Source organism: Aphanizomenon flos-aquae FACHB-1287 (assembly GCF_014698755.1).
Taxonomy (GTDB): domain Bacteria; phylum Cyanobacteriota; class Cyanobacteriia; order Cyanobacteriales; family Nostocaceae; genus Dolichospermum; species Dolichospermum flosaquae.
Window position 1 is genome coordinate 1 of the sequence record NZ_JACJTO010000003.1, and the last position, 17502, is coordinate 17502.

Annotated in this window: 19 protein-coding genes, 1 pseudogene and 1 riboswitch; of the genes and pseudogenes, 12 read left to right on the forward strand and 8 right to left on the reverse strand. The window is 36.9% G+C overall.

Annotated features, from left to right (window positions below; genetic code table 11):
* Positions 1-330 precede the first annotated feature (330 nt).
* Positions 331-1665: an S-layer homology domain-containing protein gene (locus H6G44_RS01980; RefSeq protein WP_190386724.1), complete on the forward strand. Its 1335-nt coding sequence runs from the start codon at positions 331-333 to the stop codon at positions 1663-1665.
* 53 nt (positions 1666-1718) lie between these two features.
* Here H6G44_RS01980 and H6G44_RS01985 read toward each other — a convergent pair whose 3' ends face one another.
* From H6G44_RS01985 to thiC, 4 genes and pseudogenes are all read right to left on the reverse strand, one after another.
* A complete protein-coding gene (locus H6G44_RS01985) occupies positions 1719-2345 on the reverse strand; it encodes a peptidoglycan-binding domain-containing protein (RefSeq protein ID WP_190386792.1) in 627 nt (208 codons plus the stop codon).
* Positions 2346-2531: 186 nt separating this feature from the next.
* Positions 2532-2940: pseudogene (locus H6G44_RS01990) on the reverse strand (transposase); the annotation flags it as partial.
* Between the two features lie 344 nt (positions 2941-3284).
* Entirely contained in the window at positions 3285-3410 is a 126-nt protein-coding gene (locus H6G44_RS01995) for a PCP reductase family protein (RefSeq protein WP_190386725.1), read from the reverse strand.
* A gap of 218 nt (positions 3411-3628) precedes the next feature.
* On the reverse strand, positions 3629-5002 hold the full coding sequence (gene thiC, locus H6G44_RS02000) for a phosphomethylpyrimidine synthase (RefSeq protein ID WP_190386726.1): 1374 nt from the start codon (positions 5000-5002) through the stop codon (positions 3629-3631).
* Between the two features lie 6 nt (positions 5003-5008).
* Positions 5009-5105: riboswitch (TPP riboswitch) on the reverse strand.
* A gap of 106 nt (positions 5106-5211) precedes the next feature.
* On the opposite strand from thiC, the gene H6G44_RS02005 reads away from it, so the two are divergent.
* The 6 genes from H6G44_RS02005 (at position 5212) to psbN (ending at position 9062) form a co-directional block, all read left to right on the forward strand.
* Positions 5212-6300: a DUF262 domain-containing protein gene (locus tag H6G44_RS02005; RefSeq protein ID WP_199291806.1), complete on the forward strand. Its 1089-nt coding sequence runs from the start codon at positions 5212-5214 to the stop codon at positions 6298-6300.
* Positions 6297-6767 carry a HEPN domain-containing protein gene (locus H6G44_RS02010; RefSeq protein WP_190386727.1) on the forward strand — a complete coding sequence of 157 codons (471 nt, stop codon included), beginning with the start codon at positions 6297-6299 and terminating at the stop codon, positions 6765-6767. The genes H6G44_RS02005 and H6G44_RS02010 overlap by 4 nt, the downstream gene beginning before the upstream one ends.
* 550 nt (positions 6768-7317) lie before the next feature.
* Positions 7318-7521, forward strand: a complete 204-nt coding sequence (gene psbH / locus H6G44_RS02015; protein WP_190386728.1) for a photosystem II reaction center phosphoprotein PsbH — start codon at positions 7318-7320, stop codon at positions 7519-7521.
* Between the two features lie 154 nt (positions 7522-7675).
* Positions 7676-7936, forward strand: coding sequence for a TatA/E family twin arginine-targeting protein translocase (locus H6G44_RS02020; RefSeq protein ID WP_190386729.1), 261 nt, complete (start codon positions 7676-7678; stop codon positions 7934-7936).
* The gene (gene pth / locus H6G44_RS02025; RefSeq protein WP_190386730.1) at positions 7933-8577 is read left to right on the forward strand and encodes an aminoacyl-tRNA hydrolase; all 645 of its coding nucleotides are present in this window, start codon (positions 7933-7935) and stop codon (positions 8575-8577) included. The genes H6G44_RS02020 and pth overlap by 4 nt, the downstream gene beginning before the upstream one ends.
* A 347-nt stretch (positions 8578-8924) precedes the next feature.
* Positions 8925-9062 carry a photosystem II reaction center protein PsbN gene (psbN, locus tag H6G44_RS02030; protein ID WP_190386731.1) on the forward strand — a complete coding sequence of 46 codons (138 nt, stop codon included), beginning with the start codon at positions 8925-8927 and terminating at the stop codon, positions 9060-9062.
* Between the two features lie 105 nt (positions 9063-9167).
* Here psbN and H6G44_RS02035 read toward each other — a convergent pair whose 3' ends face one another.
* The 4 genes from H6G44_RS02035 to H6G44_RS02050 form a co-directional block, all read right to left on the reverse strand.
* Complete coding sequence (locus tag H6G44_RS02035) at positions 9168-11234, reverse strand: ATP-binding protein (RefSeq protein ID WP_190386732.1); 2067 nt, start codon at positions 11232-11234, stop codon at positions 9168-9170.
* A gap of 15 nt (positions 11235-11249) precedes the next feature.
* On the reverse strand, positions 11250-12221 hold the full coding sequence (locus H6G44_RS02040; RefSeq protein ID WP_190386733.1) for an ABC transporter substrate-binding protein: 972 nt from the start codon (positions 12219-12221) through the stop codon (positions 11250-11252).
* A gap of 227 nt (positions 12222-12448) precedes the next feature.
* Positions 12449-13549: a phospho-N-acetylmuramoyl-pentapeptide-transferase gene (gene mraY / locus H6G44_RS02045; RefSeq protein ID WP_190386734.1), complete on the reverse strand. Its 1101-nt coding sequence runs from the start codon at positions 13547-13549 to the stop codon at positions 12449-12451.
* A gap of 177 nt (positions 13550-13726) precedes the next feature.
* The gene (locus tag H6G44_RS02050) at positions 13727-13966 is read right to left on the reverse strand and encodes a DUF3134 domain-containing protein (protein ID WP_190386735.1); all 240 of its coding nucleotides are present in this window, start codon (positions 13964-13966) and stop codon (positions 13727-13729) included.
* Positions 13967-14205: 239 nt separating this feature from the next.
* On the opposite strand from H6G44_RS02050, the gene H6G44_RS02055 reads away from it, so the two are divergent.
* From H6G44_RS02055 to H6G44_RS02075, 5 genes are all read left to right on the forward strand, one after another.
* Entirely contained in the window at positions 14206-14796 is a 591-nt protein-coding gene (locus H6G44_RS02055) for a PAP/fibrillin family protein (RefSeq protein WP_190386736.1), read from the forward strand.
* Between the two features lie 212 nt (positions 14797-15008).
* Positions 15009-15224 (forward strand): photosystem I reaction center subunit IV, encoded by a 216-nt coding sequence (locus tag H6G44_RS02060; protein WP_190386737.1) that lies wholly within the window; start codon positions 15009-15011, stop codon positions 15222-15224.
* Positions 15225-15340: 116 nt separating this feature from the next.
* Positions 15341-16180 (forward strand): DNA-formamidopyrimidine glycosylase, encoded by an 840-nt coding sequence (locus H6G44_RS02065; RefSeq protein WP_190386738.1) that lies wholly within the window; start codon positions 15341-15343, stop codon positions 16178-16180.
* 36 nt (positions 16181-16216) lie between these two features.
* The gene (locus H6G44_RS02070) at positions 16217-17170 is read left to right on the forward strand and encodes a Yae1 family protein (RefSeq protein WP_190386739.1); all 954 of its coding nucleotides are present in this window, start codon (positions 16217-16219) and stop codon (positions 17168-17170) included.
* 8 nt (positions 17171-17178) lie between these two features.
* Positions 17179-17421, forward strand: coding sequence for a hypothetical protein (locus tag H6G44_RS02075; protein ID WP_190386740.1), 243 nt, complete (start codon positions 17179-17181; stop codon positions 17419-17421).
* Positions 17422-17502: the final 81 nt, after the last annotated feature.

The following is a 17502-nucleotide window of genomic DNA, read 5'->3' on the forward strand; positions in this document are numbered from 1 at the left end:
TTTGTCTTATATCAGTCGAATATGCTGCTGCCATATATATCTCAATTATTTTCTTTTTTTTCCATCTTTAAAGTTTACCATCTTTGTACCGCTTTTGATCTCAAACTGCTGTAATATCTATTTTAGATTTTTCCCAATCCAATCCGATCTAGGTTTTTGAGATCAGACGAATTTTCTGGGAATTCCGCCGTCCTTATTTCTACACCTCTAGGCTTCTAGCTCAGGAATTACAGCTATTGAATTATTTAATAACTACATCATACATGATTTTTCTGTTACCTCTCCTAAAAATGTTAGTGTAGAAGGTGAAAATCAATTTGTGATTTCTTTGTGTTTTCCCGTAACTATTCTGCTGTATTTCTGAGTTTAGCTGTTTTACTATCTTCCTTAACAGCCTGTACCAACAGTCGATCTGCTAAAAACCTAGAACAGTCCTTAGCTGCTGACCCTCGGCTGCAAAATAATCCTGTTCCCTTTGGCACACCTCAGATTCAGGAAGTAACACCAAACCCAAACACATCAACAATCAAATTACCGGCTGATTTTCCTCCGGATATCCCCATTTATCCTAACGCCAAACTAGAGGAAGTTACACCAGCTAATTCCCAAAATAAAATATCAATTCGTTGGCAAAGTGCAGATCCTAGTAATTTAATTACCAGCTTTTACCGTCAGCAATTACCAGCTAAAAACTGGCAGATTATCCAACAGCCTCCAGATGATGTGGAGGGCGCTTTTTCCGCGCGACGCAATGGTTTACTCATTAACCTCACAATTCAGCCACAGACCGTTACTCAAGCCGCACCCAATCAACCCCAAACAGCTACTAAATTATTAATTGAATATTCGTCTAATTCTCAGGACACATCAACTCAAGCGATTAAACCATTAGATAATTCCCAATTGACCGATCCAGTGTTACCTAATGGTAATAATCCTAACATAGCAACTCCGCCAACTATCCAGCCAACCAACCAACTTGAAACCTTCACAACTCAGGAATTTACGGATATTCAAAAAGCACCACCAGAATGGCGATCGCACATTCAAGATTTAGCTACATTAGGTGTTTTATCTATCCAACCCAAAGGAACTAAGGAATTTCTTCCCGACAAAATTATTACCCGTCGAGAATATGCTCGTTGGCTAGTTGCAGCTAATAATGCTATGTATGCTAACATTCCAGCCAAAAAAATCCGGTTAGCATTCCCTAACACTCAACCAGCTTTTAGGGATATCCTCACTAAAGATCCTGATTTTCTAGTTATTCAAAGTTTAGCAGAAGCAGGTTTAATTCCTAGCTCCTTATCTGGAGATGCTACAGCGGTTTTATTTCGTCCTGATGCTCCCCTTACACGAGAACAATTAATCCTGTGGAAAGTTCCTTTAGATACTCGTCAAGCCTTACCCTCAGCTAATTTAGAAGCCGTTAAACAAACTTGGGGTTTTCAAGATACAGGCAATATTCAACCCCAAGCATTAAAAGCAATTTTGGCTGACTTCCAAAACGGCGAACAATCAAATATTCGTCGAGTTTTTGGTTATACAACACTATTTCAACCGAAAAAACCCGTAACTCGTGCGGAAGCTAGTGCAGCTTTGTGGTATTTCGGTACTCAAGGTGAGGGAATATCAGCAACGGAAGCTTTAAAATTGAAGAATTAATTGGTTTCTATTGATTAATTTTTCAATTAACCCACACCTTAAGAATGGGATTGTTAATTTATTTTTTCAGGTGTAGCTGTTGGTGTAGCTGTTGGTGTAGCTGTTGGTGTAGTTGTTGGTTTAGTTGTTGGTGTAGCTGTTGGTGTAGCTGTTGGTGTAGTTGTTGGTTTAGTTGTTGGTTTGGCTGTTGGTTTAGTTACCCGTTCATTAATAATAGCTTGAACTTCGGCATTGAGTTTCTGACGAAGTTGTAAATCAGCAATCCCAGTTTCTGAAAGTTGATGTTGCTTCTGGTACTCCTTTACTAACTCTTCTAACTGAGGACTGTAAAATTGATTACGGGGAAGTAGAGTTTTTGGTTTAAGTACAGTATTCAAATTACTTTGTAGAATTTCGACGATCATAGCAGCTTGATCTTGAGTTTGGGGACCTGCTTTCCCGTCCACCTTCAACTTGTAGCCTGTTTGAAATTGAGTGATGGCCTTTTTAGTTTCCTCATCAGTTAGAGGATCTTTTGTAACTTTAACGTTATAACCCAATCCCCGTAGTACAGATCGGAATTCATCTGGTTTATAATTGCGTTGACGGGCTGCAAAAGCTACGTCCGAAGCTGCAACACTAGCTGCGACCATACAGGCTAAAGCTATAGTTACTCTGGATTTATCAAAACCACACCACATCATAAAAACTCCTTGGTATTAAATGCTTGCTAAATAAAGATTAGCAGGTATTTTTGAAATTTTTTAACTTGTGGCTTAATAATTTAGTTCTTACAGCAGTTTGAGATCAAACGCGGTACAAAGAGGGTAAACTTTAAAGATGGAAAAAAAAGAAAATAATTGAGATATATAGCAATCCTAAATGATTTATGAGAAAACACCATAGTTATGAAGTTTAGGGAAGTCAAAAATTTGACAATTAATTGAGAGTTCAAATAACGCTTTAACTACGGCGAAAGAATGACAGAAAAAATAAAACTCTCTGATTAGTCGTTTTGCTTGCAACCAAATATCTTCCACCGGATTCTGTTGTGGTGCATTTGGGGCAAATCTCAAGCAGGTAATCAGCCATTTTTCTTTTTCAAGTTCACGATTTAATGAATCTAAATAATCTTGAATTTCTTGTGAACGGTGATAACTTGCACCATCCCAGATTATTAAAAGTTTGGCTTTGCTGACGCTGTTGGCGGAGGTATTCTACAAAATTAATTGTGTTTTTAGTATCACCTTTTTCAGCCGCATAAGTGATAAATTCTTTGGTTTTATAATCCAATGCAATGCTTTTTTATAGGTACTAATAAAGCCAGATGAGACACTTAATATTGGCATTATCTCTTCATGTTTGTATCCAGATAGGAGCATTTTTACTGCGGTAGCCCGCTTGATTTCACGCGGTTAGTTACTATTTTTGATAAAATCTGCTAATAACTGCATCCACATCCTCACACCTACACCTTAGTTTTAAACGTTACTTTTTATCTATATCAGTATTTTCTCATGAATGATTCCGGATTGCTATAATTGTCGGGAATTAGTTAGGTCATTATTAAGATTATCTCCTAATAAGCGGAATTATTATCAACAGGGTGAGAGAGCTATGAGGCTTATTTTATCTGCATCTTAACCATTTTTGTCATCCCGTAAGGCATAATTCTCAATCTTTTCACGAGGAAAAGGACGGACAAAAAAAGGAATATCTTTGAGCTTAACTTCAGTTTCAGCAGTCCATTTAATTTGTTCACTCATGGATTTTCAGGGTGTTATTTTGAATATTAGAGATTTCGATTTATGCACAGTTAAAAAAATACAGTATTTTTCAGATATTTGTACCCAACTTTTGTTTTTCTCTTCTTTCTTCCTTTGCGACTTTGCGCCTTTGCGTGAGATATAAAATATAGTTCACGAACATCGCTATAACATCGTTACCAGGTTTAACCTAGTAACGATATGTAAAGACAATTATCTTAACCTTGCGCTACAGGTTCTTTCGCTAAAAACTTCTCCAATTCAGTCAAAGCATCAGCATCAACCTTAGTCTGCATTGGACAGAATTTAGGTCCACACATTGAACAAAACTCAGCGGTTTTATAGATATCTGCCGGTAAAGTTTCATCGTGATATTCCTTCGCTCTTTCTGGGTCTAAAGATAACTCAAATTGACGATTCCAGTCGAAATTATAGCGAGCTTTAGAAAGTTCATCATCCCTATCTCTAGCACCTGGCCGATGTCTCGCAATATCCGCAGCATGAGCCGCAATTTTATACGCAATTAAGCCATTACGTACATCCTCGGCATTAGGTAAACCTAAATGTTCTTTAGGTGTTACATAACACAGCATCGCTGTTCCGTACCAGCCCGCCATAGCCGCCCCAATAGCGGAGGTAATATGGTCATAACCAGGAGCAATATCTGTAACCAAAGGACCAAGAACATAGAAAGGTGCTTCTGAACACTCTTCCATTTGTTTGCAGACATTGAACTCAATTTGATCCATAGGTACATGACCTGGTCCCTCTACCATCACCTGTACATCATGTTCCCAAGCTTTACGGGTGAGATTTCCCAAGGTTTTCAGTTCCGCCAACTGGGCTTCATCGGACGCATCATGGGTACATCCTGGGCGCAGGGAGTCGCCTAAACTGAAAGAAACATCATATTTCTTAAAAATCTCAATGATGTCGTTAAAATGGGTATACAGCGGGTTTTGTTTATGGTGATGTAACATCCACCGCGCCAAAATTCCGCCACCACGAGAAACAATACCAGTAATTCGGTTTCTGACTAAAGGTAAATGTTCAATTAAAATCCCCGCGTGGATAGTTTGATAGTCAACCCCTTGCTGGGCGTGCTTTTCGATAATGTGTAGAAAGTCATCAGCAGTCAGATTTTCAATTGTTCCGTGAACACTTTCTAAAGCTTGGTAAACTGGAACAGTCCCAATGGGAACAGGAGAAGCATTGATAATTGCGGTACGAATTTCGTCTAAATTACCACCACCTGTAGACAAATCCATCACCGTATCAGCGCCATATTTTACCGCCAAATTAAGTTTATCAACCTCTTCCTGCAAATTGGAAGAATTAGGAGAAGCACCGATATTAGCGTTAACTTTACATTTAGAAGCGATACCAATAGCCATCGGTTCTAAATTTGTGTGATTAATATTTGCGGGGATAATCATCCGCCCCCGTGCTACTTCAGCGCGGATAAGTTCAGCCGGCAGATTTTCCCGCTTGGCTACGTATTGCATTTCTTCAGTGATTACACCCTGACGAGCGTAGTGCATTTGCGATACGTTATCTTGCCCACGTCTCTTAGCTACCCATTCTGTACGCATATCCAATTCCTCAATAAACAGCTTCCCTCCGCTGGTATTATCCAGACTCAGGTGTTAAGGGTTTGATCTCAGCTTAGTTTCCTAAGCACCCCTAGCATGATGTAGATTGTAGCATTTTCGTGATCTTTGGGGGAGGGTGATGATAAATCGTGAGGATGTTTGTCCGTTATAATGGTTTTGTAGTGAAATATCACAAGGCACGATAAAACATGAACATGACTGAAATAAGTAGTGAGACAGATATTATCGAAAATTTTAAAGATGACGAAGACGAAAATATTCCATTTAAATACTCTATAACTAGTTATGGAGCAGATTACCCTGTTGATAGTCTGGTCAAACGACTGGAAAATGGGAGTATATATATTCCCTCATTACAACGTCATTATGTCTGGAAATTAGATCAAGCTTCACGTTTTATAGAATCTCTTTTAATTGGATTACCTGTTCCAGGAATCTTTTTTTCAAAAGAGAAAGAAACGGGAAAACTATTAGTAATTGATGGACAGCAAAGATTAAGGACTCTTCAATATTTTTATCATGGCATTTTTCAACCAAGTGACAAAAAATTTGGTCTTAAAGATGTACAAAAGCAATTTGAAGGATGCACTTATGATTCTTTGGAAGAGGAAGATCGTCGGCGATTAGATGACTCAATTATACACGCCACAATTGTCACTCAAGATGAACCATCTGAGGATGATAGCAGTATTTATCATATTTTTAAAAGACTGAATACAGGCGGTACTGTCTTAAAAGCTCAAGAGATTCGTTCTTCTATTTATCATGGTGAATTTAATGATTTATTAAAAGATATGAATAATCATCCTGCATGGCGATCTATATATGGCAGAACTGATAAAAATATGCGCGATGAAGAAATGATTCTCCGGTTTCTTGCACTTTATTTTAAATCTGATGAATACAAGAAACCAATGACAGAATTTCTTAATGAATTTATGGGTAAAAATCGCCATCTTAAAATTTATTCCAGTCAAGAAATTAAACAGAAATTTGAAACCACTATTAAAACTATCTATGATTGCATTGGCGGTAAGGCATTTAAACCAAAAAGAAACTTAAATGCTGCTGTATTTGATGCAGTAATGATAGGTATTGCCCGTCGTTTAGAAAATGGTGAGATTAAAGACATTGATTCACTATCTTTAAAGTATGAAGCACTGCTTAATGATCATGATTTTCAAGTAGTAACAACGAATACGGCTCGTACTTCTGAAGTAGGAATTGTCAAAGAAAGAATTAAATTGGCGACTGAGGCTTTTACTGAAATAAAATGAAGAATAATGAGGTGATACGGGCTAAACAAAAACTTGACAAAGTATTTGCCAAAATTGATCAACTACCAAAAGAGGATATTGAATTACAAGCTCATTGGGCAAAATATTTATGTATATTAGTTTCAGGATTTTTAGAAAATTCTGTGCGATCAATATATAGTGAATATGCAAAAAAGGTTTCTAAATCTACTAAACTTACTAACTTTGTAGAAAGTAAATTGAAGGATTTACAAAACCCTAGAATGGACAAAATACTTCAGTTAACGGGATCATTTAGTCGAGAATGGCAATCTAATCTGGAAAAAGCTACGGAAGGTGAATTAAAAGATGCAATTAATAGTATTGTTGCTAATAGAAATAATATCGCCCATGGTGAAGATTCGCGTATAACCTATGCAAGAATAAAAGACTACTATGAAAAAGCTATTAAGGTCATTAACATGATTGAAAATCAGTGTAACCTCTAGTGTAGTTATGATCTTTTATACTCACCTCAAGCTTCATCAGTATTAACACTTCAATGACGCAATTATTGTATTCCTGGGCTATTGTAGAACTTTAGTATCACAATAATATTTATACACTTATATATTCCTGTTTTTTACCCCACATTGAGACACAGGAGCTTATTGACACAATCAGAGCTAAAGCCTCCGAGCTTTCTTTACCCTTACCGGATATTCCTGATGGCCCTATCAGTCCAGCCAAAATCATGTATTTTTGTAAATGTGGCAAAAACCTCCAGCAATATCGCTCAACAAAGATCACAAACTGCGATAATTTAAGAACAGCTTTTGGATTCATCCATGTACCGTGAGACAACCGGGAACTTATCCAGCACCGGATAAAAGCTTGGGTGACTATTCGTGACAAAGATACGAGTAATCACAAACTGTTAAACCTGTAATTAGTTTCGTCTAAAACAGGCTAATTAAAACCAAGAATCCCCAGTCTGTAAAGGTTTGGGAATGTCTAAAAAAATTTAAAAAAGCTTTGGCAACTGATCTTAGGTGAACTATGGCACAACGGACTAGGTTGGGAGACGTTCTCAGACCCTTAAATGCTGAGTATGGTAAAGTAGCCCCAGGTTGGGGAACAACACCTTTAATGGGTGTATTTATGGGTTTATTTCTCGTATTTCTGCTCATTATCCTTCAAGTTTATAACAAGTCTCTGTTAATTCAGGATGTGCTTGTTGATTGGCGCAGTTTAGGCGGTTAAGGCTATCCAGCCATCAAGCTAACATGATTACCTACCCGGCTTGTCCGGGTTTTTTTATGATTCAAAAAAAACGCCTAAAAATAGCGATAAAATTAGTCTAAGTCCCCAAGCCATAGGGTAGCTGTGGCGGTTTTTCAGTCTACAGGAGAAAATAATGAATATATTTGGTATCGGTTTGCCAGAAATGGCTGTAATCATGGTGGTCGCATTATTAATCTTTGGACCTAAGAAGTTACCGGAAATTGGTCGGAGTTTTGGGAAAACTATTCGCAGTTTTCAAGAAGCTTCTAATGAATTTCAAAGCGAATTTAAACGAGAAACTGAACAATTAAAGGAAACTGTCCAAACAACTGCCGAATTAGAACACAAACACATTGAAGCTGGAAAAACCCAGCCGGAAAACATACAAGGATGAAAGATGAAGAACTAAAATCAACGGCTTTGGTGATTCCCCAGCTAATTGTTGGTCTGGGAAACCCAGAACCCAAATATGACCAAACTCGTCATAATATTGGCTTTGCAGCTATAGATACTTTAGCTCGCGCTTGGCAAATTTCTCTGGCTGAAAATCGCAAGTTTCAGGGCGACTTTGGTGAGGGAAATACACTGGGTCAGGGTAAAATCCGCTTACTTAAGCCTTTAACCTATATGAACCGTTCAGGACAAGCTATTCAATCTGTTACCAATTGGTATAAATTACCGCCTGAATCAGTATTAGTCATTTATGACGATTTAGATTTACCTTTGGGTAAAACTCGATTACGCTTATCCGGTTCTGCTGGTGGACATAATGGGATGAAAAGCATTATTTCTCACCTAAATACCCAGAATTTCCCCAGATTACGGATTGGTATAGGTAAACCAAAGGGCGCAATAGACGGAGATAATTCTCATACTGTTTCTCATGTTTTAGGGCGATTTTCCGCTACTGAAAATCAAGTCATGTCTCAAGTCTTAAACTTTGTGGTTGACTGTGTTGAATTTAGTTTTAAACAGGGAGTAGAAAAGGCAATGAATCTTTGTAATACTAAGAATTTTACTAATATTGATTCTTAAATGATTTTAGTTTCAGATTGATTTTTATTGTGTCTGGAAAAAATTTAAGTATTGTGGGCATTGTCTAGTCTACGTATATTTAAAAATTCAATATTAGTCCTCTCAAATTTCTCATTAAGTGGGAAACGAGAGTAGCTTTAACCCTGAGAGGGAAACTATACACCTTGACAATTGCCATACTTTTCGCTACAATTACTAAATAAGCAAGCACAATGCTTTCAGCAGAGTGTATGGTGGCTGTTTGGCACAGCCTTCACGAGTGAAAATCTCTTAATAATCTCAGCTTCTAAAGATGCTGAGAGTGTCAATTTCTATAAATATGGCTTTCATAATATACATCTAAATTTATGGACTTAGAACCCGCTACGGTGATTGGAATTTCTTTTTGCGCGGCGTTAGTTGCTATTACTGGTATGGCAATTTACACATCTTTTGGCCCTCCAAGCCAGCAATTAGATGATCCTTTTGATGAACATGATGATTAATAAGGTTTGGGCAATTTGTTGAGTTATCTCTAGGTTTCAAGTCCTCGATTTCTTTAAGAAGTCGGGGACTTTGCTATTCAGAAATTATTAAAAATTCCTATGTGTTTAACTATGGATTTGAGAATATTCTGAGAGAACGCGGCTAATCTCTTCAATAACAATAGGTTTAGTGATAAATTTGTTCATTCCTGCATCTAAACATAATTGATGATCTGCTTCTAAAGCATTAGCTGTTAAAGCAATAATATAAGGTTGATTTTGAGAAGATTGACGAATTATTTTTGTAGCTGTAACTCCATCCATTTCTGGCATTTGCATATCCATAAGAATTATATCATAAAATTGATTTTCTAACATGGCTAATACTTCTAGTCCATTGTTAGCAATATCGGCGATATAACCAAGTTTTTTGAGTGTAAATATGGCAACTTTTTGATTAACTAGATTATCTTCTGCTAGGAGAATTTTTAATGGAGATAGGTATTTTATATCTTTAGTTTGAGGTGGTTGTGAGGAATCTTTCGGTATTAATTCACAAGATAAAACAGCTTTAGCAATAAATGTAAAATGAAATATTGAACCTTGGTGATAGTTATTTTTATTTGCTATCCAATCATCAGGAGGATTACCAGCAATGTTTCCTAAACTTTCTACCCAAATTCTTCCTCCCATTAAATTAACTAAACTTTTACTAATAGCTAAACCTAAACCTGTACCCCCATATTTGCGACTAATGGACGCATCAGCTTGAGTGAAAGGTTGAAATAGTTTTTGCAAGCGATCGCCATCAATGCCGATTCCTGTATCTTTAATACTAATCATTAATTGATATTGTGTACACTCTTGATCATCAGCAATTAATTGACTATTAGCTGACAAATAAACGCCACCAGCAGGAGTAAATTTAATTGCATTACCGATCAGATTTAATAATACTTGACGTAGACGTGAACCATCTCCTAAAAGATAAACAGGAATATGAGGATCAATGGAATATTGCATATTAATTTTTTTGATATCTGTTTGTGTAGAGAGAAGATTACATACAGATTTAATAATATCTTTTAATTTAAACGGATGTGCTTCTAATTGCAAATTTCCTGATTCAATTTTTGAGAAATTAAGAATATCATTAATAATGGTTAAAAGTGAGTTACCACTATCTCGAATCGTATAAACAAAATCTTTTTGTTCTTCTGTGAGATTTGTCTCACAGAGGAGTTGTATCATCCCAATAATACCATTCATCGGGGTGCGAATTTCGTGACTCATATTGGCAAGAAATTCACTTTTGGCTTTAGTTGCAGAGGCTAATTGGATATTAGAAACCGCAAGTTGTTCGTTAATTTCTGTTAGTTTAGCTTCGATACTTTCTCTTTTTATTAACTCCTCTTGCAGTATTTGAGTATTTTCTTGAATTTTATTAGCCATGCGATCAAATGCTACAGAAACTTGTACAAGTTCATCTGAACCTGATAATCTAGTTCTGACATTGAAATTGCCTTCGGCTAAACTATTACTAGCAGCAACTAACTGAGAAATTCGCCGAGTTAGAGTTAATTCAAAGAAAAACCATAACCCTAAACAAAATATAATTAATGAACCATTAAATATTAGCGATCGCTTTAAAGCATCACTATAAGCGTGTTGTTTATCCCGTTTGAGATCATATTCAAAAAACAAAATTCCTAATCTAGAAGGGCGGATTTCGTTAGTTAAAACCTGTAAAAAAATTGGATAAATAGCAATCAGCTTTTGCTTATTCTCGGCAAATAGCACTTTTCCTGAAAGTTTTTTTCGCGCAGCAACGAACTCAGCATTATAAGTGGCCGCAACTGAGTTACTAATAGGAGTATCTTGAAGTTCGTAACGGTTAGACAGGTGAATAATATTGCGATCATCAATTAACATGACTAAATTGAGATTTGGATCACTACCAAGTTGACTAATAATCGTAATGTCTGCATCTTCAATATTTGATCTACGATATAAATAATCTAAGATTCTTGATGTTTGTCCTGCTGAAATTTGTACATAATTTTTAGTATTTATTTCTGTTTTTATATAAGCTTCGGAAACTTCTCGATTAAAAGAAATTATTCCCATTAATCCACCACATAAAATTAAAACTGCCGGAATTGAAAATCTTAAAGGTAGGGGAAAATTTCTCATGACTTTTTCTCTACTTTATAATTTGGCATTTTTAACAAACCGATCATCAAGAATACTTGCAGGATCAATTGTTTTTGGCATTAATTTATTTTCTACCATTATCTTTACAAGTTTTTTCATACCATTCACCAATGTAGGATCACTTTTATTGAGTAATTTTTGATTTTGTATTAAGTTGGGTTGATCTAATCCTTTGAAGGCCTCTAAAATTTGTTTTGGGGTTACTTTGGTGCGTTTAGCCATACGAATAGCTGCATCATGGGGATTTTTTGCTAAATAATCTAAAGCTCGAAATCTTCCATTTATTAATGATTGAATGCTATCATAATTATTAGCGATCGCCTCCGTATTAATAGCGAGAACATCGACAATTTCTCCGGGAATTTGACTACTATCAAATAATAATTTTGCCCCCGATGCTAATAATTTAATTCTGGCTGGTCCAAAGGTAACAACAGCATCTACTTTCCCTTGTTTATAGGCTTGTTCATGTTCTATAAGTTCTAAAGAAACTAACTGAATGTCTTTAATAGACATCTGATTTTTTTCCAAAGCTCGATCAATAAAAAAAGCTCCTAAAGCAGTTGATTCTACACCCACTCGTTTACCTTTCAAGGCTTTTATATCAGTAATTTCTGGTTTTCCTAAAATTACATCTCCACCATTAGAAATATCCATAATGGTAATAATCTTAATATTTTCTTGGGTTGCTGCCAAAACCAAAGCTTGATCAATTGATAACCCTGCACCTTCAATTTCATGATTGCGATAAGCCCGGACTTCTTCTGTTCCTGAAGGATAATCTACCAATTTAATTAGCTTTTGGTCATAATAACCTAAATCACGGGCTAGATATAAGGTTTCATATCCTGTCCAAAGATTAGCACCAATGCGTAACGGTGGTGAGATATGGGTGGTGCAATTTGTGAGAGTAATTACTAAAGCCACTATAATCATATTCAAAGTAAAATATTTTAAGAATTTCATTGTCAGTCTTTACCAGTAATTTATGTAATGAACTACCCCATTTTACTTTCTATATCCCCGCAAGTTGAGATTCTTGACGTATTTTTTGACCTAGTTGCTTCATACTTTCAGCAGTCTTGCGTTTGCTGGTATTTGAATTTTTCTGCTCCGTCCCCAAAAAAATAACCTCCAAATCCGGAGGTTATCAATTTTTTTATATTTGTGAAAAATCTGATAATTAAACCTGATTATTTTATGCCCATAATACAAACAGAAGCCAGCAAAGCAGCGATAATATAAAATACAGCCACTACTTGCAATTCCGACCAACCAGTTAATTCTAAATGATGATGTAAAGGAGCCATTTTAAACAATCGCTTACCCTTACCATCTGGTCCTTTTGTAGCTTTATAATAGCTGACTTGAGCCATAACAGAGAGGGTTTCTACAAAGAAAATTCCACTCAGAATAAACAGAACTACTAAAGTATTTGTTATCAGCGCCACAGCAGCTAAAGCACCACCCAGAGCTAGAGAACCCGTATCACCCATAAAAACACTCGCTGGGTTGCGGTTATAGGCTAAAAATCCTAAGCAACTACCACTGACAGCAGCACAGAAAACCATTAAGTCTGGAGCAGTTGGTGCAATAATCACACCTAATGCGAAAATAGCAATCGCTACCGTTCCCGCCGCTAAACCATCAATACCATCTGTTAAATTAGTAGCATTACTCTCTGCCACTAGCACAAAACCCGCTACAGGCCAGAACAACAGTCCTAGAGGCAAGGATAAACCTAAGCCCGGTAAATGGATATTAGTAATACTAAAATCACCTTTAAACATCAACCACCCACAAAATAATGCCCCAAAAATAACTTGTAAAACTAACTTTGTTTTCGGAGAAATTCCTTTATTAGACTTCCGACGCAAAATTTGCCAGTCGTCCAACCAGCCAATTAATCCATAGCTGAGTGTTAAAGCAGAAACCGCCAGCACATTCTCAGAAAAATTGGATAATATACAAGCAATTACCACAGCTACAGGGATGAAAAATATACCCCCCATAGTCGGTGTTCCAGCCTTTCTTAAATGTGCCTGGGGTCCATCCTCCCGGATGATTTGCCCGGTTTTCAGAGCTTGTAATAACGGAATTACCCACCGTCCCAAAATTGTCGCACCCACAGCACACAATATAAGCGGTAGGGTGAGGGAAGTAGTATCCCAGGGGGTTCTATCCCCCATACCATCGAAAATCAAGGCTGTCGTCACGAGAAACAAGGCCAGTAACAAAGCTAACCCAGTTCCAGAAAAATTCAAACTTTGATTAGGAGATAATTTAGCGTCCACAAAAAAAAGTCCCTTCACTCCACACTTAAAAAACCTAAATAATACAATACCATTTTATCCTTTAGTGACCTAAGGAAAGAAGTCAAAAGTTAAAAAGCTTACCTTAGTCGCTTTCTAGTAACTTTAGCTAGTTGTTTTATTTATACTAGCTTGTGTTAGCTTCCGGTATATTCTCAACTAGTCCTCTCCAATAGTTACATCCTCATCGTCATCATAATCAATATCACCAATTCCGTCATCTACACCCAGAAAATCCGATATTACTTCTACATCTTCCCGCGAGTCGGTTTCGTGGGCATCACGGGCTATCAGTCTGCCACTCAGCCGCAACCAATCCAACATCGAGGACTCTTGTTTTAAGGGAATAACCGCTGCTCGCTGGTTTCGGGGGGCTTCACGGAGGGGAGAATCTAACATATCAACAATCACACAGAGAGGTTTATATAACTAGACATTAAGAGTCTATCATTTGATACGAGTTAATTTATTTCTTCATTCAACTCGTTAATCGCTTTATCCGAATCAAAGAAAATTTTCATTTAATTGGGAAACGGTATTCAACAAGGCATTATTAATCATTTGTATGGCTATAGACAAAGAACATTAATATTTTATTACTCCTGTTTGATCATACAAACTCCAAAAGGCATAAACAAATGATAGGCAAATCAACTCTTATAGAGATAATTGTCGGCACCAATCGTGGTTTATTAGCAAATCAACAACAACAACAAGCCATTTTAGCAGCGATCGCTAACTTAGAAGACTTTAATCCTACACCACGACCATTAGCAGCTACTAATTTACTAGAAGGCAACTGGCGACTGCTATATACAACAAGCAAAGCCTTACTCAAGATAGATCGTTTACCCTTTTGTAAACTTGGTCAAATTTACCAATGTATTCGGGTAAGGAGCAATAGTGTTTATAACATAGCTGAGATCTATGGGATTCCTTCCTTGGAGGGATTAGTCAGCGTTGTTGCTAAATTTGAACCAGTATCAGAACGGCGTGTGCAAGTAAAATTCCAACGTTCTATCATTGGTTTACAACGCCTAATTGGTTATACAACACCGGGAAACTTCATCCAACAAATTGAATCTGGTGATTTTCAAAATAAATTAGCTTTTGATTTTCCCATTCAAAGTGAACAACAACAAGGTTGGTTAGATATTACTTATATAGACGATAATTTGCGTATTGCCAGGGGCAATGAAGGCAGTGTTTTTGTATTAACCAAGACATAAGATATTTTTCAAGGAGTATTTGGGAATGAGGATAATCTATTACAGGTACTTTGTCAAGGGGTGATAAAAAGATTAACAACTTATTACCCATGAAAACTCACCAATTTGACAAATAACTTAACAAAACCACAAGCAAACACCTTCAGGTTGTAGAGTGAGAACAATCAGCCCTACTTTAACGGCAATTCATACTTCAAAAGGGAAGATCCATCATGGTTCAACGTGGTTCTAAAGTACGTGTTCTCCGCCCTGAGTCCTACTGGTTTCAGGATCTTGGTACAGTGGTTTCTGTGGACAAAAGCGGCATCAAATATCCTGTAATTGTTCGCTTTGACAAAGTTAACTACTCTGATCTCAACACTAACAACTTTGCTCTAGATGAGTTAATTGAGGTGGAAGCACCTAAACCTAAAGCGGCAGCACAATAAACAGCCAAGCCTCAAGGGGATTGTTTAATGGGATAATGGGGGGAGATGTCAATGCGAAGATATCGGACATTTCCTCTCTTTGACCATTGTTTCCCCTAGAAATATTATTTGCTTGAATGCCTGAACTGCCTGAAGTTGAAACAGTCCGCCGGGGTTTAAATCAATTAACCCTGAGTCAAGAAGTCACGGGGGGAGATATCTTGCTACAACGCACCATCTCCTACCCGTTTTCTGTCGATGAATTTGTTGATAGAATTAAAGGAAATACCATTGCTACCTGGCATCGTCGTGGTAAGTATCTCCTCGCTGAACTTTCTACCCCTTCCCCAAGTTATTTAGGGGTTCACCTCCGCATGACTGGTCAATTACTTTGGTTAAACCAAGATGAACCTTTACACAAACACACCAGAGTTAGGTTATTTTTTGGAGAAAAGCAAGAATTACGCTTTGTTGACCAGCGTACCTTTGGAAAAATCTGGTATGTTCCTGGTAATATGGCTGTAGAAGCTATTATTACAGGTTTGGCAAAATTGGCAGTTGACCCTTTTTCCCCAGAGTTTACTGTGGAGTATTTTGCCAATAAATTAAAAAAATCCCGTCGTCCAATTAAAACTGGATTATTAGATCAGTCGGTGGTGGCAGGATTAGGTAATATTTATGCAGATGAGGCTTTGTTTAAAAGTCGGATTTTACCGACTACCCCCTGTACAGAGTTGCAAATCTCACAAATTGAACTTTTGCGAATTGCCATTATTGAGGTTTTATCCGCTAGTATTGCCCTAGGTGGTACGACTTTTAGTAATTTCTTGAGTGTTAAAGGTGTTAACGGTAATTATGGCGGTGAAGCGTGGGTTTATAATCGGACTGGAGAACCTTGTAAAGTTTGTGGTCATGTTATCCAACGGCTGAAGTTAGGTGGGCGTTCTAGTCATTTTTGTTCTCAGTGTCAAAGTTAGTGTTAAATTAATCTTTTTGTCTTAAAATCAACTTAAATGACTCGCTTTATCCATGATCAATTTGCCAAACAATATCTAACTGAACTATTAACACCCTATGGTCAGGTAGAAACCAGTAAAGATATCACCGCAGAAGTCAGACAAATTGACGTTTTATTTATTCCTTCACCCCAACCAACACAAAGCCTAGACATCCTGGGAATATTGGGACGGATGGTGACAAATTATGCTATATTTGAACCATTTCGCAATGCTGTGACTAAAAGTGAAATTCGCAGTTGTATGGGTAAATTATTTGATATTCATGCGGACATAGAGCGTCAATCTAACCGCAATAATAACCGCATAAATGAAGCTGAATTACCCCGACTGTGGATTTTTTCTCCTACTGCGTCAGCGGAACTACTCGCAAGTTTTAATACAACTGTAGATGAAGAAAATTGGGTAAAAGGGATTTATTTTTTGGGAGAAGGCTTAAAAACCATCATTATTGCAATTCACCAACTTCCCAACACACCAGAAACTCTGTTTTTGAGAATTTTAGGTAAAGGAAAAGTACAAAGACAAGCAGTTGAGGAGTTAGAGGCATTAGCAAATCATAGTCCATTTCTTGCCGATATCATACAATTAGTAAATAACCTAATTGCTGTGTTGTCTGCACGTCAACGACAAGAACACGATATTGATAAAGATGATCAGGAGTTGATTATGAAACTATCGGAAATCTATCAACAACAATTAGAAGAACTGAAAAAACAAGGACTTCAAGAAGGACGACAAGAAGGACGACAAGAAGGTATAGAAAGAGAACGACGCGCTATGATTGAAAGTATCATGGAAGTCCGGTTTGGACAGGTTGATTCTCAGCTACAAACAATTATCAACCCGATAATTGCCATGGGTAGAGAAGAATTTACTCCTTTGCTTCTACAATTATCTCGTGAGGAGTTATTAGCTAGATTTACACAATATAACAGCTTTGAGCCATAAAACTTTTTATGGAAGGCTTTCTGATTAAAACTTTTACCTCGTTAACTTTTAATATGCTGCATATTGCCGGAAAAATCAGCAATTTCCAACAGATTTTACAAATAAATCAAAGCGCGAAAATAGAGGATTGGGGGGTTGACAATTACTTGGGGTTTTGTTATGATAAATTCGACGAGGAAGAACTATTAAATAATAACAAAAGAATTCGCGCCAAAACCGCTTACCACAAAGGTGGGCGGTTATGTTTTTGAGGAAAATATAGTTCTAAAAGATTTATCAAGATTACACCTAGAAAAATTAAAAATTAAACTTCAAAAAACTGTTGTCTTTTA

Bases quoted from the DNA above. Each gene is read 5' to 3' on its own strand.
- H6G44_RS01985 (WP_190386792.1), bottom strand. From the start codon at position 2,345: ATGTGGTGTGGTTTTGATAAATCCAGAGTAACTATAGCTTTAGCCTGT.
- H6G44_RS01995 (WP_190386725.1), bottom strand. From the start codon at position 3,410: ATGAGTGAACAAATTAAATGGACTGCTGAAACTGAAGTTAAGCTCAAA.
- thiC (WP_190386726.1), bottom strand. From the start codon at position 5,002: ATGCGTACAGAATGGGTAGCTAAGAGACGTGGGCAAGATAACGTATCG.
- H6G44_RS02005 (WP_199291806.1), top strand. From the start codon at position 5,212: ATGAACATGACTGAAATAAGTAGTGAGACAGATATTATCGAAAATTTT.
- H6G44_RS02010 (WP_190386727.1), top strand. From the start codon at position 6,297: ATGAAGAATAATGAGGTGATACGGGCTAAACAAAAACTTGACAAAGTA.
- psbH (WP_190386728.1), top strand. From the start codon at position 7,318: ATGGCACAACGGACTAGGTTGGGAGACGTTCTCAGACCCTTAAATGCT.
- H6G44_RS02020 (WP_190386729.1), top strand. From the start codon at position 7,676: ATGAATATATTTGGTATCGGTTTGCCAGAAATGGCTGTAATCATGGTG.
- pth (WP_190386730.1), top strand. From the start codon at position 7,933: ATGAAAGATGAAGAACTAAAATCAACGGCTTTGGTGATTCCCCAGCTA.
- psbN (WP_190386731.1), top strand. From the start codon at position 8,925: ATGGACTTAGAACCCGCTACGGTGATTGGAATTTCTTTTTGCGCGGCG.
- H6G44_RS02035 (WP_190386732.1), bottom strand. From the start codon at position 11,234: ATGAGAAATTTTCCCCTACCTTTAAGATTTTCAATTCCGGCAGTTTTA.
- H6G44_RS02040 (WP_190386733.1), bottom strand. From the start codon at position 12,221: ATGAAATTCTTAAAATATTTTACTTTGAATATGATTATAGTGGCTTTA.
- H6G44_RS02050 (WP_190386735.1), bottom strand. From the start codon at position 13,966: ATGTTAGATTCTCCCCTCCGTGAAGCCCCCCGAAACCAGCGAGCAGCG.
- H6G44_RS02055 (WP_190386736.1), top strand. From the start codon at position 14,206: ATGATAGGCAAATCAACTCTTATAGAGATAATTGTCGGCACCAATCGT.
- H6G44_RS02060 (WP_190386737.1), top strand. From the start codon at position 15,009: ATGGTTCAACGTGGTTCTAAAGTACGTGTTCTCCGCCCTGAGTCCTAC.
- H6G44_RS02065 (WP_190386738.1), top strand. From the start codon at position 15,341: ATGCCTGAACTGCCTGAAGTTGAAACAGTCCGCCGGGGTTTAAATCAA.
- H6G44_RS02070 (WP_190386739.1), top strand. From the start codon at position 16,217: ATGACTCGCTTTATCCATGATCAATTTGCCAAACAATATCTAACTGAA.
- H6G44_RS02075 (WP_190386740.1), top strand. From the start codon at position 17,179: ATGGAAGGCTTTCTGATTAAAACTTTTACCTCGTTAACTTTTAATATG.